This is a genomic window from Streptomyces botrytidirepellens (assembly GCF_003721215.1).
GTDB classification, from domain to species: domain Bacteria; phylum Actinomycetota; class Actinomycetes; order Streptomycetales; family Streptomycetaceae; genus Streptomyces; species Streptomyces himastatinicus.
On the sequence record NZ_RIBZ01000095.1, the window covers coordinates 1 to 13,886 of the forward strand.

Sequence of the window (13,886 nt, forward strand, 5' to 3'; positions counted from 1 at the left end):
CGGGCGCGGCGACTGCGGGGGCGGGCCCGGCGGCGGGGATGGCCGCGTGTCGTCCGCGGCGAGGCCCGAGGAGGGCGCGGACGCGTCCCCGGGCGGCGCCCCGGACGGTGCGGACACGGCGGGTGGCCCGGACGCGGACCACGGGGCGGCCGCGCCCGGCGTCCGCCGCGGCCCGGTGGCCTCCTTGCCCGCCCCGGCCGGTGGCGCGGGGGTGGCGAGGGTTCCGCAGCCGGCGAGTACGGCCGCCGCGGCGGCGAGAACCAGACACCTGGAAAGACCAGCGTTGATCATCATCACACAAGCGATCTTCATCTCTACGGTGCGCGGACGCGCGACACGCGGGTGCGGATGCGCTCCCCGGAGCGGGGAGAATGGGCCATGTGGACGTTGACGCCTTCGACTCACTNATCATCATCACACAAGCGATCTTCATCTCTACGGTGCGCGGACGCGCGACACGCGGGTGCGGATGCGCTCCCCGGAGCGGGGAGAATGGGCCATGTGGACGTTGACGCCTTCGACTCACTGCTCGGCGACGAGGGGCAGGCGCTGCTCTCCGCGCTCCGGAACTACGACCCGGCGCGGGAGCTGGCCACCGCGACCCGGCTGCGCCGCGATCATCCGGCCGCCCTGGTCTCGGCGGCCCTGACCCAGGCACAGCTGCGGCAGCGGGCGGTGCCCAAGTTCGGGGCCGAGGACGCCCATCGCATGTACTTCACGCCCAACGGCGTCGAGCAGTCCACCCGTACCTCCGTCGCCGCCTACCGCGCCGACCGGCTGGCCGGGTTCGGGATGCGCAGCGTGGCCGATCTGTGCTGCGGCATCGGCGGTGACGCGATCGCGATGGCGCGGGCCGGGCTCAGCGTGCTGGCCGTCGACCGCGACCCGCTGACCTGCGCGGTCGCCCGGGCCAACGCCGACGCGCTGGGCCTGTCGCAGCTGATCGAGGTGCGCTGCGCCGACGTCACCGGGATCGACACCTCGTCGTACGACGCGGTCTTCGTGGACCCCGCCCGGCGCGGCGGCCGGGGCCGGGTCTTCGACCCCGAGGCGTACTCCCCGCCGCTGTCCTGGGCCATCGAGGCCGCCCGTACGACCCCGCGCGCCGCCCTCAAGATCGCGCCCGGCATTCCCCACGAGGCGGTGCCGGAGGACGCGGAGGCCGAGTGGATCTCGGACCAGGGGAACGTGAAGGAGGCCGTCCTGTGGTTCGGCACCGCCCGCCCCGGCATGCGCCGCGCCACCCTGCTGCCCACCGGCCACTCCCTGCTCGGCGCCCAGCTCCCCGACCCCGAGCCCGGCCCGGTCGGCCGCTGGCTGTACGAACCGGACGGCGCCGTCATCCGTGCCCACCTCGTCGCGGACGTCGCGGCCCGCATCGGCGGCCGCCTCATCGACCCGACGATCGCCTACATCACCACGGACGAGCTGCGCCTGACGCCGTACGCCACCGCGTACGAGATCACCGATGTGCTGCCGTTCAACCTGAAGAAGCTCAGGGCGCTGCTGCGGGAGCGCGAGGTCGGCATCGCGACCATCAAGAAGCGCGGCTCGGCCGTCGAGCCGGAGCATCTGCGCAAGAAGCTGCGGCTGGAAGGGGACAACGCCTGCACGATCCTCCTCACCCGTTCGGCGGGCGCCCCCACGATGCTCCTGGGACACCCGGCCTCTTAGCTCTTCTGCTCCGCGCGGAGTTCGAACCACACCCCCTTCGCGTACATCCCCGCCGGGTCCGCGTCGGCCGTTCCCCAGGCGTCGGCGAGGGCGGCGACCAGGCCGAGGCCGCGACCCCGCAGATGGTCGGGGGCGGCGAGCCGTGCGGTGGTGGGGAGTTGGGCGGAGGCGTCGTAGACGAGGACACGGAAGCGGGGCGGCTCGATCATCACGCGCAGCGTCAGGGAGTCGCCCTCGGCGTGCAGAAAGGCGTTGGTGGCCAGCTCGGAGGTGCACAGGGTGGCCACCTCGACCAGGTCCTCCTGCCCCACGGAGCCCAGCACGACGGCGACGAAGTCCCGGCAGACCTTGGCGGACGTGGCGTTCCGGTTGCTCTGGAGCGTGTAGACGTACGGGTCCTTGGAGGGCGCGGGCGGGCGACGTGGTGGACGGTCGTCGGACTCGTAGTCGGACTCCATGGGTCAACTCCCTGCGAACGGGCCTATATCGCGCGTACCGTTACAACGATCAACGCGCAGTAGCGGCGACGACACCCAAGGTAGGGCAGCGATGCAAACAACTGCTACGGTCCCGTTGAATTTCCCCGACAATTACCTCGTGAGGGTTACAGAGGGCCATGCCACCCAGAAGCGTCCCCACCGCGCGTCAAGTCCGGCTCGGCACAGAACTGAGGAGGATGCGCGAGGGCGCCGGACTCAGCATCCAGGAGGCGGCTGACCGGCTGGGCATCAACCGCACCCACATCACCAACCTGGAGCTGGCCCGCTTCGGCGTGAGCGAGGAGCGGGTGCGGGCCCTCGCCGCCATCTACACCTGCCCCGACCACGCGTACGTCGACGCGCTCGTCTCCATGACCCGGGAGCGTAAGGGCGGTTGGTGGGAGGAATACCGGGGCCATATCGCCACCGGCGGGCTCGACCTCGCCGAGTTGGAGTACTACGCGACGAGTCTGCGCGTGGTCGAGCTGATGTTCCTGCCGGGCCTGTTGCAGACCGAGGAATATGCACGGGCCGTGCTCGGCGAGGCCGTTCCGGCGTGGTCACCGCCCGAGCTGAGGCGCAGGCTGTCCCATCGCATGAAGCGCCGGGACATCCTCGACCGGGACGATCCTCCGCCGTGCACCTTCATCATCCACGAGGCCTGTCTGCGCCTGCGGTTCGGCGGGCCGCAGCTCATGCGCAGACAACTGGACAGCCTGCTGGAGGCCTCGACACGGGAGAATGTCACCGTGCGCGTCATTCCCTTCGAGGCGGGCGGGTTCCCGGTCTCCGGCGTATCGATGACCTATGCCTCGGGCCCGGTGCCGCAGCTGGACACGGTGCAGCTCGACGCCGCGCACGGCCCCATGTTCCTGGACGCCGAGACCCAGCTGACCAATCACCGGGCGGTGCTGGCCCGGACGATGAAAGTGACCCTCCCCCAGAAGGAGTCACGTGACATGATCCACGGCATCGCCCAACATCTCTGAAGGCAAGGAAATGTCTGAGATCAACTGGCAGAAGTCCTCCTACTCCACGCAAGGGGACGGCAACTCCTGCATAGAGCTCGCCTCCATAGGACCCGACGCCATAGCCCTCCGCGAAAGCGACGATCCCGGCACCGTGATGACCACCACCCCCGCGAAGCTGCGGCCCCTCCTCCACGCCATCAAGGCGGGCGAGTTCGACCACCTCGCGGAGTAGTCCTCCGGACCGGCTCCGGTCATGGCACGATCATCCCGCTGAGGGGCCGGACCGGAGGGTGGCAGGGATGGAACATGAGTGACGAGAAGCGGTCCGTATCGGATCAGGAAATGTCCGATCTCCTTCAGGATCTGGAGGAGATGCTGCGTTACCTGGAGGAGACGGTCGCAGGACTCGACCAGTTGGCGAAGACCGTCGGCGACGACTGGAAGGGCCCCGCGGCGACCGCGCACAAGAAGCTCCAGCGGGACGCCTACCGGGACGCGGCGCGCATCCGGCAGATGCTGCTGCACGTCGAGGACGCGACGAAGCGGCGCGGCGAGAGCCTGGGCGAGCGGTATCTGGAGCTGCTGCACCGCTTCCAGTCGCTCCAGCGGTCGTCCGACACCTCCGAATGATCAGTCCTCGGCGTCGTCGGGGCTGAGTTCGCGGTTGACGAGACGGTAGTAGCCGATCGCCTTGAGCAGGCCGAGACCGCCCGCCACCGCGAAGACGACGGCGATCCCCATCGCCACCCCGAACGTCTCCGCGCCGAGGTCCGACATCGCCGTGGACGCCCCCAGCACCAGCCCGAGGCAGCACAGCAGCAGCGACGGCAGCAGCCACAGCAGCGCGCTGCCCGACACCCGCCAGTGCGGCAGCGTCTGCGGGTCCCGCCCCAGCTCGGCCCAGTCCCGCAGGCGCGCGCCGACGAACACGTCCCGCCGGATGCCCGAGGCCAGGCCCAGGCTGGAGGGGACGGTGGCGCCCAGGGCCAGCCCGAGGAAGATCACGCCGAGGATGTGTTCGACGATCTGGCCGGTCACCAGGAACTGGAACCCCGACACCGCCAGCGTCCACCCCAGCGCGAACACCAGCGTCAGCAGCCACAGCAGCAACGCCCGGTGCGGCGCCATGTACCACCGCGCCAGCGTCCCCATCGCCCGCGCCCGATCGGCGAGCAGCCCGGCACGGTCGGGCCAGGGCCGCATGTCCGGGGCGGGCGGAGGCGGGGGCAACGCGTCGGGCGGGGTCATGGAACGCAGTCTCTCAGTTCTCACAGAGGCGTGAACTCCATTCCTCCGCGGCGCACAGGAACCAGCCTGCGGTCCTGTCGCGGGTCACCCCTTCCAGTACTTCGCCACGGCCTGCGCGTACGCCACCCGGTGGTCGAGCCCGTCGTCCCGGACCCGGAACCGGCCGCGCACGGACTCGGTCATGGCCACCCGGCCGAAACTCGCACCCTGCCGCTTCCAGGCCGTCCGCAGCGGGGCGCTGAAGTCGGGGGCGTCCATGTCGGACACCGCCAGGCCAACCAGGTACAGAAGAGCCAACGGCAGCAGCAGCAGGCACAGCAGCAGCGACGGCACCGTCCCCTCCCGCCCGTGCAGCACGGTCCCGTCGGGCAAGTGGATCTCGTACAGACGCCGCCATCGCTTCTTCCGCGGCGGCAGGCGCAGTTCGGCCAGGAGCTCGTGCTCGGGGGTGAGCACGGCGAGGCGACGATCGCCCTTCCGGACGACCACGGCGAGCGGCGGACCCCCGCCCGCGTCGGCGGCGATGGTGAAGCGCGGCTTGTACCCCTCGGGAAGCGGGCGGCCGTCAGGGGCGCCACGGCGCACGTGGAGCGGGTCAGAGCCTCGAGGGCGCAGGATGTAGCGCTTGGAGTCGAGGTCGCGGGTGAAGGTGAGTGTCATGGAGTATCCAGGGTCGTCTTCCGGGCGCCGTCACCGCCGTCGGAGTTCGCTGCACCCCTCAGCCCAAAGGCCGCGAGCACATCGCCGGCCGCCGGCCCCTTGGGGAGGTCGTCCGCCCGCTCCGCCGAGCGCATGACCAGGGACTCACCGATCTGCCGCAGGATACCCGTGTACCGCGGCAGATCGGCGAAGCACGGTGTCGTGAGGGCGAGTACCACCAGCCAGCCCGGTACCGGAGCGGGTACGTACAACTCGATGTGAGCGAAGTCCAGTGCCGGAAGGATGGCCTCGCCCTCCGTCTCGGTGGCGTGCAGCGAGAGCACGGCCGGGCCACGGGGCAGGTCCACCCGGGCGACGCTGCGGTGGTCGGCGAGGGAAAGCAGCTCCTGGAACGAGGCAGCGACGACCTCCGGGGCCTCCGGGTCCACGGCCTCCGCCCGTACCAGGAGCTGAGCGGTGCTCACCGAGCCGTCCTCCGCCTCATAGAAGGCGACGGCTGCGTGAAGAGCGTTGTCGGCGGCCAGGGCCTCGGTGAGGTCGGAGTAGACAACGGCGGTGGTCTCGCGCTGGAACTCCGTACCCTCCGGCCAGATCTTCTCCGCCAGCTCCCACAGGGCGGCGTCAAGGACGTCCGGGGGGAGGTGCAGCGGCAGCTCGTGGAAGCCCTCCGGGGTGTCCAGCGTGAGCGACATTTCCCGCGGGGGGACGGGCATCAGAGCCTCCCCGCAGCCGGCGTACCGGAATCGGTGAGCTGAGTGTGGGCGTCGATGCCGATGCCCGGAACCTGCTGGGCCAGCTGTGGGCCCTTGGACCACCAGGAGAGCGGGTCGATGGAGCCGTCGCCCCTCAGGGCCCCGCTCAGGGACGTCTTGACCGCTTCCGGAGTGAGGCCGCTCTCGAGGACCCTGGTGAGGCCCTTGCTGATCCCTGCCTCCTTGACGCTCGCCCCCGCGACGGTCTGGACGTGGTTGGTCCAGGCCAGCTTCACGCGGTCACCGACCCCGGTGGCGGTGAAGACCTTGCTGCCCTTTATGTAGTCGTCACCGATCCCGAGGATCCGACTGCCCCTCAGAGCCTCGCCGGTGAACCCGGCGTCCCGCAGGCCGCGGATCTTGTTGACCCTATCGACCGAGGCGACGGTGCGGCCTTCCACCTGCGCCAGCTTCATGGGCACCTTGGCGCCCTTCATCGCGACGGAGCCGAACTTCCCGAACGGGATCGCTCCGAGTCCGTCCCCCACCAGATCCATGACTCCCACGTCCGCCCCACCGAGCTTCGCCGCCCCGTGGGTGGCAAGCGCACCGAGGGAGAGACCCGCGCTGGCGAGAGCCAGGCCACCGGCGAGCGGGGGGCACCACAGGGTCAGCAGCGAGGCGACTCCCAGGACGCTGGAGCCGATCGAGAGCCAGTCGCCGACCTTCTTCAGGATGTCGGCGTTTTTGGTGCACCAATTCTGAATCTTGTGCCCGAACTTGGTGAAAGCGTCCGCGAGACCTTCGAAGAATCCCGGATCCGGCGCCTTGTCATTCGCCTTCGTGAGCATGTCGGCGATGGTCTGAGCCTTCTGCTGGTGGTATTCCAGCAGCTCTTCGGCCTTCTTGACGATGTCCTCGAACTCGGTGCGAGCGGAGTCCAGCTGCTTTGTCGCGGTGTCGAGAGCGGTGTCGGCCTTACTCAAGTGGGCGCTGGCAGTGTTGTACTTCGCCTGAGCGCTGTCCAAGTCGGCCTGGTTGGTATACACCTGTCCGGGCAGCCTCAGCGCAGGGTTGGCGGCTGCCGTGTTGTACGCGGTCGTCGCCCGGTCGTGAGCGGCTTCCCGGGTCTTCTGCTTCTCCTTGGCCGCTTTGGCGTCCGCCTCGTACTCACGCGCCTTGTCCTGGAAGTCCGCGAGCTTCGTCCGCCATCTCGACAGCTGGGTCGCCGCCGAGCGCAGGGCGTCGCGGCTGTCGTCGAGATACTTCGGCAGGTCGCCGACCTTCTCCGCGAAGGCGCTCGCCGCCTCTCCCTCCCACGTTTTACCGCCCTTGCTGATCTCCGTCAGCGTTTTGTATGCATTGTCCAGCCCTTTTACGGCCTTCGTCAGCTTCGTCGCCAGATCGTCGACACTCTCGAGCCGCCCGGGCGCGGGGTTGAAACCGAGGGCAGGGAAGTCGCTCACCGTGCCCCCGCAGTCGGTCGAGGCTGCGGCGACGGCGCAGGGCCTTGCTTCTTGGCCGCACCCTTGTGCATCGCGTCGCGTATGGCCTGCTCAACGGCTTCGTAGTCGTTCTTCGTCGCCCGGAGCTTGTCCTTGATCTGGCCCGTTCCATCCGCGATCTTCTCAATCGCGTTGTCCCAGCTGTCGTGGAACTCGTCGCAGGCGTTGTCCAACGCCTCGCTGCCAGTACTCTTCGGGCCGATGTCCTTCATCCCGCTGAGCGCCTTGCGCATCCATTCCTGGCTGTTGTGCAGATCTCTCAGCAAGCGTCCGAGATTGTCCGCCTCGACCCTCAGATAGCCGCCCATGCGTTCTCTCCGTGCTATTCGTACGTGTGCGCAGCCGTCCACACGTTACGTGTCGGCCGGGCATTCGCCCACACGGGGGCCTGGGCTGATTTTGCTACCCCACAGACTCGAAGCGCCACCGGTGCACGGCACGGCGCACCAGGTCGGGGCCCGGCTCGGGCAGTTCGGGGAGGTCCGGGGTGTCGTACGTACCGTCCCACCAGGTGATCACGAGCACCCGGTCCTCGGGCGCGCGGAAGGTCTCGCGGCGCAGCGGGGGCGGGTCGAGGGGCTGGTCGGCGGTCCAGGCGAGCAGGTCCGCGCCGCGGCCCTCGACGGCGCGGGCTTCCCACATCAGGGCGACGGTCATGCGTACAGGTTCTTCCGGCTCAGCTCGTGGACGTGGTCGTGGTGGTGCGGCGCGGGCGCCGGGACGTGGGGGTCCGTCACCGGGAGCGAGGAGTCGGCCGACAGGTCCCAGGCCGACGCGGACCGGCCGCGCGCGACCATCTCCGCGCCGAGGGCAGCGACCATCGCGCCGTTGTCCGTGCACAGCTTGGGGCGCGGCACGCGCAGCGTGATGCCCGCGTCCTCGCAGCGGCGCTCGGCCATGGCGCGCAGCCGGGAGTTGGCGGCGACGCCGCCGCCGATCATCAGGTGGTCGACGCCCTCGTCCTTGCAGGCGCGGACGGCCTTGCGGGTCAGGACGTCGGCCACCGCCTCCTGGAAGGAGGCCGAGACGTCGGCGACCGGAACCTCCTCGCCCGTCGCGCGCTTGGCCTCGATCCAGCGGGCGACGGCCGTCTTGAGGCCGGAGAAGGAGAAGTCGTACGCGGCGTCGCGCGGCCCGGTCAGCCCGCGCGGGAAGGCGATCGCGTCGGGGTCGCCGTCGCGGGCGATGCGGTCGATGACGGGGCCGCCGGGGAAGCCGAGGTGGAGCACCCGGGCGATCTTGTCGAACGCCTCGCCCGCCGCGTCGTCGATGGTCGAGCCCAGCGGCCGGACGTCCGTGGTGATGTCGGGCGCCAGCAGCAGCGACGAGTGGCCGCCGCTGACCAGCAGCGCCATGGTCGGCTCGGGCAGGGCGCCGTGTTCGAGCTGGTCGACGCAGATGTGGGAGGCGAGGTGGTTGACGCCGTACAGCGGCTTGCCGAGGGCGTACGCGTACGCCTTGGCGGCCGAGACGCCGACGAGCAGGGCGCCCGCGAGGCCGGGACCGGCGGTGACGGCGATGCCGTCGAGGTCGGAGGCGGCGACTCCGGCGTCCTTCAGGGCCCGCTGGATGGTCGGGACCATCGCCTCCAGGTGGGCGCGGCTGGCGACCTCGGGGACGACGCCGCCGTAGCGGGCGTGTTCGTCGACGCTGGAGGCGACCGCGTCGGCGAGCAGGGTGTGGCCGCGCACGATCCCGACGCCGGTCTCGTCGCAGGAGGTCTCGATGCCGAGGACGAGCGGTTCGTCAGCCATGGGTCTTCGTTCCTTGTACGGATGTTCCTGGATCGGATGAGGGGGTCGCGACGGTGGTCGCCGGGCCGGTCAGGCGCATGACCAGCGCGTCGACGTTGCCGGGCTGGTAGTAGCCCTTGCGGATGCCGATGGGTTCGAAGCCGAAGCGCTCGTAGAGGCGCTGGGCGCGGGTGTTGTCGACCCGCACTTCGAGGAGCACCTCGCGGCATTCGAAGGCGGTGGCGGCGTTGAGGAGATCGGTGAGGAGGCGGGCGCCGAGGCCGGTGCCCCAGTGGGCGCGGGCGGTGGCGATGGTCTGGACGTCGCCGGTGCGGTCGAAGACGGCCAGCCCGGCGTAGCCGACTATGCGGCCGTCGGTCTCGGCGACCGTGTAGTGGCGGGTGGCGTCACCGCCGCGGGCGTGCGCCAGCTCGGACCAGAACATCCCCTGCGACCAGGCGTCCTCGGGGAACAGCTCCTCTTCGAGCGCCAGCACCGGGTCGATGTCCCACCAGCGCATCTCGCGCAGTGCGACGTCTTCGTGAGCCGTGTCCGTCACTTGGGGGTGACCACCTTGTAGTTGGCGGGCACCTGGGCGTCGGGGCGGCGCAGATAGAGGGGCCGGTCGGGCAGCAGCTGCTCGCCGCGCGCCAGCTTCTCGGCGGCGAGCGAGGCCAGCGCGCCCGCCGACTGGTACTCGGGCATGCCCGCGGGGACGTCCGCGAAGGCGGCAGGGTAGAGCAGGGCACCCGCGCCGACGGCCGGGAGCCCGGCGACGCCGGGCCGCTCGGTGAGGTCGGCGGGGTGGTCGACGGCGGGCTCGGTGACGCGGGTCCGCGGGTCGTCGTACCGCGCCCAGTACACCTCCTTGCGGCGGGCGTCGGTGGCCACCACGAAGGGGCCGGTGAGCCCGGCCCGCCCGGCGGCGTACGCGATCCCGTCCAGCGTGCACAGCCCGTGCACGGGCACGCCGAGGGCGGCGCCGAAGGTGGCCGCGGTGACCAGCCCGACCCGCAGCCCGGTGTACGGGCCCGGGCCGACGCCGACGACGATGTCCGTCACGGCCCCCAGCTCCACGCCTGCCGTGCCCAGGGTCCGGTGGACGGCGGGCAGCAGCAGTTCGCCGTGGCGCCGGGCGTCGACCTCGGCGGTCTCGGCGAGGACTTCGGCGCCGTCGTGGAGGGCGACGGTGACGGCGGGGGTGGCGGTATCAAGCGCGAGCAACAGCACGAGGACAGCCTACGGCGCCGCGGGAGGCGGTCGCGGTGGGCCGGTTGCGGCCGTCCACCGGTGCTACCGTCGTGATATTGCGTACGCGCGGTAAGCACGTACTGACCACAGGAGAGGGTGGCCACCGTGCCAAGGAGCAGCACCGGGCCCGCCGTGGCCGTTCTGACCGCGGCCGCGCTGGGCGTCGTCGGCTTTCTCGGTTACCAGGCCAAGGCCACCGCCCCGGACCACCGCACCCAGGAACGGCGCAGCTCGCAGGCGACGGACTCGAAGGGCAAGACGAAGGACAAGGCGGAGAAGAAGTCCACCGCTCTGCCCAAGGGGTCCGGCACCGGTGTGCGCGTCGTCTACTCCCTGGGCGGCAACCGGGTCTGGCTGGTCGGCGCCGATGGCAAGGCCACCCGCACCTTCGCGGTGGGCGCCAGCTCGGCGAGCCCCGACCCGGGCACGTACGCGGTCACGTCCCGCAACCCGAGCGGTGTCGGCTCGGACGGGGTGCAGGTGGAGCACATCGTGGTGTTTCACCAGGACGAGGGAGTGACGTTCGGTTTCAGTGCGGCCATGGACGGCACGATGCCGGACCCGCAGGCGAAGAAGAAGACGGGTGCGGTGCGGGAGTCCCGGGCGGACGGCGCGGCGCTGTGGGAGTTCGCGCAGCCGGGCACGAAGGTCGTCGTGATCGCTTAGTTGTGATCGTGTGATCGCTTGGTCGCGTCGCTCGAAGCGCCGCGCACCGGACTACGCCGCGTCGCGCTCCGGCTCGTCCGCGGGACGCTGCTGCGCCTCCGCCTCGACGGGGGCCTCCGGTGGGGTGGAGACGGCGCTCGCCGCCGCACAGGCCGCCAGCAGATCCCTCATCGACGGTGACCGGTCATCGCGCCGGGGGTCGTCCAGGGCGGTGGGCTCTTGGGCCGACATGGATGCCTCCTGAGGGTCCTGGTGGGCAGGAGGTTAGGTACGCCTAACCGCGCTTCCCCTACCATGTGACCACGCCTGATGCCCAGAGCGCAACATCATGCCGACGGCCTGTCGGAAACTCTTCCGGAATCTCCCCACGGCTCACCCCGCGAGCGACGCCAGGTCCTCGTCCGCCCAGCGCGGCCCCACACCGGTCACGGCGACGCCGCGTACGTCGCTCTCCTCCGCTTCCGCCCCCACCGTCCGCTCGATCACCACGTGCAGCCGGTCCTCGGACAGCCCCTCGACCTTGCCCTCGCCCCACTCCACCGCGATCACCGATTCCGGCAGCGAGACGTCCAGGTCGAGGTCCTCCATCTCCTCCAGGCCGCCGCCCAGCCGGTAGGCGTCGACGTGGACCAGCGGGGGGCCGTCGGACAGGGAGGGGTGGACGCGGGCGATCACGAAGGTGGGGGACGTGACCGCGCCCCGTACGCCCAGGCCCTCGCCCAGGCCCCGGGTCAGCGTGGTCTTGCCCGCGCCCAGCTCCCCGGTGAGGAGCACCAGGTCGCCGGGGCGCAGCAGCTTGGCGAGCCGGCGGCCCAGGTCCCGCATCTGCTCGGGCGAGGTGACGGTCATGCGTGTGGTGCCTACGTCCATACCCGCCGATGGTACGGGCCGGGACCGCGCCCTGCGTCCGGCCCGGCCCCCGGCCGAACGACGGCTAGCCCCGGGCCGAACGGCGGCCCGCGCCGTCCCCGGGGACGCCCCCGGCGCCGCCGACCACCTGGGTCAGCAGCTCGGCCAGATGTCCGTTGACCACCTCGGGGTGCTCCAGGATCACCAGGTGGCCGCCGTCCTCCACGATCACCAGCTCCGCGCCGGGCAGCAGCTCCGCGATGGCCTCGCTGTGTTCCATCGGCGTGATCAGGTCCTTGTCCCCGGCCAGCACCAGCACCGGCACGCCGTCGAAGTACGGCAGCGCCTCCGCCTTGTCGTGGGCGATGAACGCCGGATAGAACTCCGCGACCACATCGATCGGCGTCGCCTCGATCAGCCGCTCCGCGAACCGGGCCACCCCCGGGTCCACGTCCTTCGTCGCGAACGAATAGCGCTTGATCAGCCCCGCGAAGAGGTCCGCGGTCGCCCGGCGGCCCCGCTCCACCAGCTCCACCTGCCAGCCGAGCGCCTTGAGCAGCCCGGGCAGCACCCGCCGCACCGCGTTCATGCCGACGACCGGGAGGCCGAAGCTGACCTCGCCGAGCCGCCCCGCCGAGGTGCCGACGAACGCCGCGCCGACCACCCGGTCCCGGATCAGCTCCGGGTACTGGGCGGCCAGCGCCATCATCGTCATGCCGCCCATGGAGTGGCCGACCAGCACCAGCGGCCCCTCGGGCGCGGCCGCGTCGATCACGGCCTTCAGGTCGCGGCCCAGCTGGTCGATGCTGACCTGGGTGCCGTTCGTCTGGGCGCAGCCGCGCTGGGAGCGGCCGTGGCAGCGCTGGTCCCAGTAGACGGTGCGGACCACATCGCGCAGCGCGGCCCGCTGGAAGTGCCAGGAGTCCTGGCCGAGGCAGTAGCCGTGGCTGAAGATCACGGTCACCGGGGCCGCGGGCGCCCGCCTCGCGAACCGGCGCTTGCGGCGGGTGGGCGCGACCGGTTCGCGTATCTCCTCGACCTCGTAGTACAGCTCCGTGCCGTCGTCGGCGACCGCCCGTCCCGGGGTGCCGCGCAGGGTGCCGTACGGGCCCTCCGCGTCCAGGGCGAGGCGCGCCTTGCGCCGTACGCCGCGGCCGACGGTCAGCCGCTCCAGCGCGACGCCCATCGCCGCGCCCGCCGCGACCACGCCGATCGCGGCCCCCGCGAACCCGGCGCCCCGGCGCCAGCCCACGGCTGTGGCCCCCGCCGCGACCTTCGTCGCCGTTTCCACCGTGCTCTCGTCGCCCATGGTCAGATCCCTGTGCCCCCGAGGTCACCTACATAAACGCGGGGGACCCGGGCGCTGATCCGGGTGACGATCTCGTACGCGATCGACCCCACGGCCCGCGCCCAGTCCTCCGCGGTCGGCTCCCCGCGGTCGCCCGGGCCGAACAGCACCGCCTCGTCCCCCGGCTCCGCGCTGTCGCCGCCGAGGTCGACCACGAACTGGTCCATGGCGACGGTGCCCGCGATGGTCCGCCACTTGCCCGCGACCAGCACCGGGCCGGTGCCCGAGGCGTGCCGCGGGATCCCGTCACCGTAGCCGAGCGGCACCAGCGCGAGGGTGGTCTCGCCGGGGGTCACGTAGCGGTGCCCGTACGAGACGCCGTGCCCGCCCGGCACCCGCTTCACCGCGGCCAGCGACGCTTTCAGCGTCATCACCGGGCGCAGCCCGAAGTCGGCGGGCACGCCCAGCTCCGGGCTGGGCGAGATCCCGTACAGGGCGATGCCGGTGCGTACCAGGTCGAAGTGCGACTCGGGGATGGTCAGGGTCGCCGGGGAGTTCGCCAGGTGCCGCACCTCCGGCCGCAGCCCCGCCCGTTCCGCCTGGTCCACCATCTCGCGGAAGACGGTCAGCTGGGCGGCGATCGACGGGTGGCCCGGCTCGTCCGCGCACGCGAAGTGCGACCACAGGCCGGTCACCTTGACCGTGCCCTCCGCCTCCGCGGCCAGGGCCTCGGCCACGAGGTCCGGCCAGTCCGCCGGCGGGCAGCCGTTGCGGCCGAGCCCGGTGTCCGCCTTGAGCTGGACGCGCGCGGTGCGCCCGCACGCGCGCGCCGCCGCGGCGGCCTCGCGCAGCGCCCACACGCCGCTGGCC

Annotated in this window: 19 protein-coding genes and 1 pseudogene; 5 read left to right on the plus strand and 15 right to left on the minus strand. The window is 71.4% G+C overall.

Features of this window, described 5'->3' with window-relative positions; all coding sequences use genetic code 11:
* Positions 1-297 (minus strand): annotated as a pseudogene (locus EEJ42_RS51705) (hypothetical protein); the annotation flags it as partial.
* A gap of 195 nt (positions 298-492) precedes the next feature.
* Between EEJ42_RS51705 and EEJ42_RS07440 the strand changes: the two are divergent.
* The gene (locus EEJ42_RS07440; RefSeq protein WP_123099178.1) at positions 493-1,674 is read left to right on the plus strand and encodes a class I SAM-dependent methyltransferase; all 1,182 of its coding nucleotides are present in this window, start codon (positions 493-495) and stop codon (positions 1,672-1,674) included.
* Here EEJ42_RS07440 and EEJ42_RS07445 read toward each other — a convergent pair.
* Complete coding sequence (locus tag EEJ42_RS07445) at positions 1,671-2,132, minus strand: ATP-binding protein (RefSeq protein WP_123099179.1); 462 nt, start codon at positions 2,130-2,132, stop codon at positions 1,671-1,673. The two genes, EEJ42_RS07440 and EEJ42_RS07445, sit on opposite strands and share 4 nt — an antisense overlap.
* A 158-nt stretch (positions 2,133-2,290) precedes the next feature.
* Here EEJ42_RS07445 and EEJ42_RS07450 point away from each other — a divergent pair, with 158 nt between their 5' ends.
* From EEJ42_RS07450 to EEJ42_RS07460, 3 genes are all read left to right on the plus strand, one after another.
* A complete protein-coding gene (locus EEJ42_RS07450; protein ID WP_123099180.1) occupies positions 2,291-3,142 on the plus strand; it encodes a helix-turn-helix domain-containing protein in 852 nt (283 codons plus the stop codon).
* 10 nt (positions 3,143-3,152) lie between these two features.
* Positions 3,153-3,356: a DUF397 domain-containing protein gene (locus EEJ42_RS07455; protein ID WP_123099181.1), complete on the plus strand. Its 204-nt coding sequence runs from the start codon at positions 3,153-3,155 to the stop codon at positions 3,354-3,356.
* A 74-nt stretch (positions 3,357-3,430) separates the two neighbouring features.
* Entirely contained in the window at positions 3,431-3,754 is a 324-nt protein-coding gene (locus tag EEJ42_RS07460; RefSeq protein ID WP_123099182.1) for a WXG100 family type VII secretion target, read from the plus strand.
* Here EEJ42_RS07460 and EEJ42_RS07465 read toward each other — a convergent pair whose 3' ends face one another.
* The 9 genes from EEJ42_RS07465 to tsaB form a co-directional block, all read right to left on the minus strand.
* A complete protein-coding gene (locus EEJ42_RS07465; RefSeq protein ID WP_123099183.1) occupies positions 3,755-4,372 on the minus strand; it encodes a hypothetical protein in 618 nt (205 codons plus the stop codon).
* An 84-nt stretch (positions 4,373-4,456) separates the two neighbouring features.
* Positions 4,457-5,032 carry a hypothetical protein gene (locus EEJ42_RS07470; RefSeq protein WP_123099184.1) on the minus strand — a complete coding sequence of 192 codons (576 nt, stop codon included), beginning with the start codon at positions 5,030-5,032 and terminating at the stop codon, positions 4,457-4,459.
* Complete coding sequence (locus EEJ42_RS07475) at positions 5,029-5,745, minus strand: hypothetical protein (RefSeq protein WP_246096196.1); 717 nt, start codon at positions 5,743-5,745, stop codon at positions 5,029-5,031. Before EEJ42_RS07475 ends, EEJ42_RS07470 begins: the two co-directional genes overlap by 4 nt.
* The gene (locus EEJ42_RS07480; RefSeq protein ID WP_123099185.1) at positions 5,745-7,190 is read right to left on the minus strand and encodes a putative T7SS-secreted protein; all 1,446 of its coding nucleotides are present in this window, start codon (positions 7,188-7,190) and stop codon (positions 5,745-5,747) included. Before EEJ42_RS07480 ends, EEJ42_RS07475 begins: the two co-directional genes overlap by 1 nt.
* On the minus strand, positions 7,187-7,537 hold the full coding sequence (locus EEJ42_RS07485; RefSeq protein ID WP_123099186.1) for a type VII secretion target: 351 nt from the start codon (positions 7,535-7,537) through the stop codon (positions 7,187-7,189). Before EEJ42_RS07485 ends, EEJ42_RS07480 begins: the two co-directional genes overlap by 4 nt.
* A 94-nt stretch (positions 7,538-7,631) precedes the next feature.
* Positions 7,632-7,886, minus strand: a complete 255-nt coding sequence (locus EEJ42_RS07490; protein WP_123099187.1) for a hypothetical protein — start codon at positions 7,884-7,886, stop codon at positions 7,632-7,634.
* Positions 7,883-8,983 (minus strand): tRNA (adenosine(37)-N6)-threonylcarbamoyltransferase complex transferase subunit TsaD, encoded by a 1,101-nt coding sequence (gene tsaD / locus EEJ42_RS07495; RefSeq protein WP_123099188.1) that lies wholly within the window; start codon positions 8,981-8,983, stop codon positions 7,883-7,885. The genes EEJ42_RS07490 and tsaD overlap by 4 nt, the downstream gene beginning before the upstream one ends.
* Positions 8,976-9,482 carry a ribosomal protein S18-alanine N-acetyltransferase gene (gene rimI / locus EEJ42_RS07500; RefSeq protein WP_123099193.1) on the minus strand — a complete coding sequence of 169 codons (507 nt, stop codon included), beginning with the start codon at positions 9,480-9,482 and terminating at the stop codon, positions 8,976-8,978. The genes tsaD and rimI overlap by 8 nt, the downstream gene beginning before the upstream one ends.
* A 35-nt stretch (positions 9,483-9,517) precedes the next feature.
* A complete protein-coding gene (tsaB, locus tag EEJ42_RS07505) occupies positions 9,518-10,192 on the minus strand; it encodes a tRNA (adenosine(37)-N6)-threonylcarbamoyltransferase complex dimerization subunit type 1 TsaB (RefSeq protein WP_123099189.1) in 675 nt (224 codons plus the stop codon).
* Positions 10,193-10,318: 126 nt separating this feature from the next.
* On the opposite strand from tsaB, the gene EEJ42_RS07510 reads away from it, so the two are divergent.
* Complete coding sequence (locus EEJ42_RS07510) at positions 10,319-10,879, plus strand: hypothetical protein (protein WP_123099194.1); 561 nt, start codon at positions 10,319-10,321, stop codon at positions 10,877-10,879.
* A 51-nt stretch (positions 10,880-10,930) separates the two neighbouring features.
* Here EEJ42_RS07510 and EEJ42_RS07515 read toward each other — a convergent pair whose 3' ends face one another.
* The 4 genes from EEJ42_RS07515 to alr form a co-directional block, all read right to left on the minus strand.
* Complete coding sequence (locus tag EEJ42_RS07515) at positions 10,931-11,110, minus strand: hypothetical protein (protein ID WP_123099190.1); 180 nt, start codon at positions 11,108-11,110, stop codon at positions 10,931-10,933.
* A gap of 141 nt (positions 11,111-11,251) precedes the next feature.
* Entirely contained in the window at positions 11,252-11,749 is a 498-nt protein-coding gene (gene tsaE, locus EEJ42_RS07520; RefSeq protein ID WP_123099191.1) for a tRNA (adenosine(37)-N6)-threonylcarbamoyltransferase complex ATPase subunit type 1 TsaE, read from the minus strand.
* 64 nt (positions 11,750-11,813) lie between these two features.
* Complete coding sequence (locus EEJ42_RS07525; RefSeq protein ID WP_123099192.1) at positions 11,814-13,037, minus strand: alpha/beta fold hydrolase; 1,224 nt, start codon at positions 13,035-13,037, stop codon at positions 11,814-11,816.
* A 2-nt stretch (positions 13,038-13,039) separates the two neighbouring features.
* A partial coding sequence (alr, locus tag EEJ42_RS07530) for an alanine racemase (protein ID WP_123099195.1) occupies positions 13,040-13,886 on the minus strand: 847 nt, incomplete at its 5' end.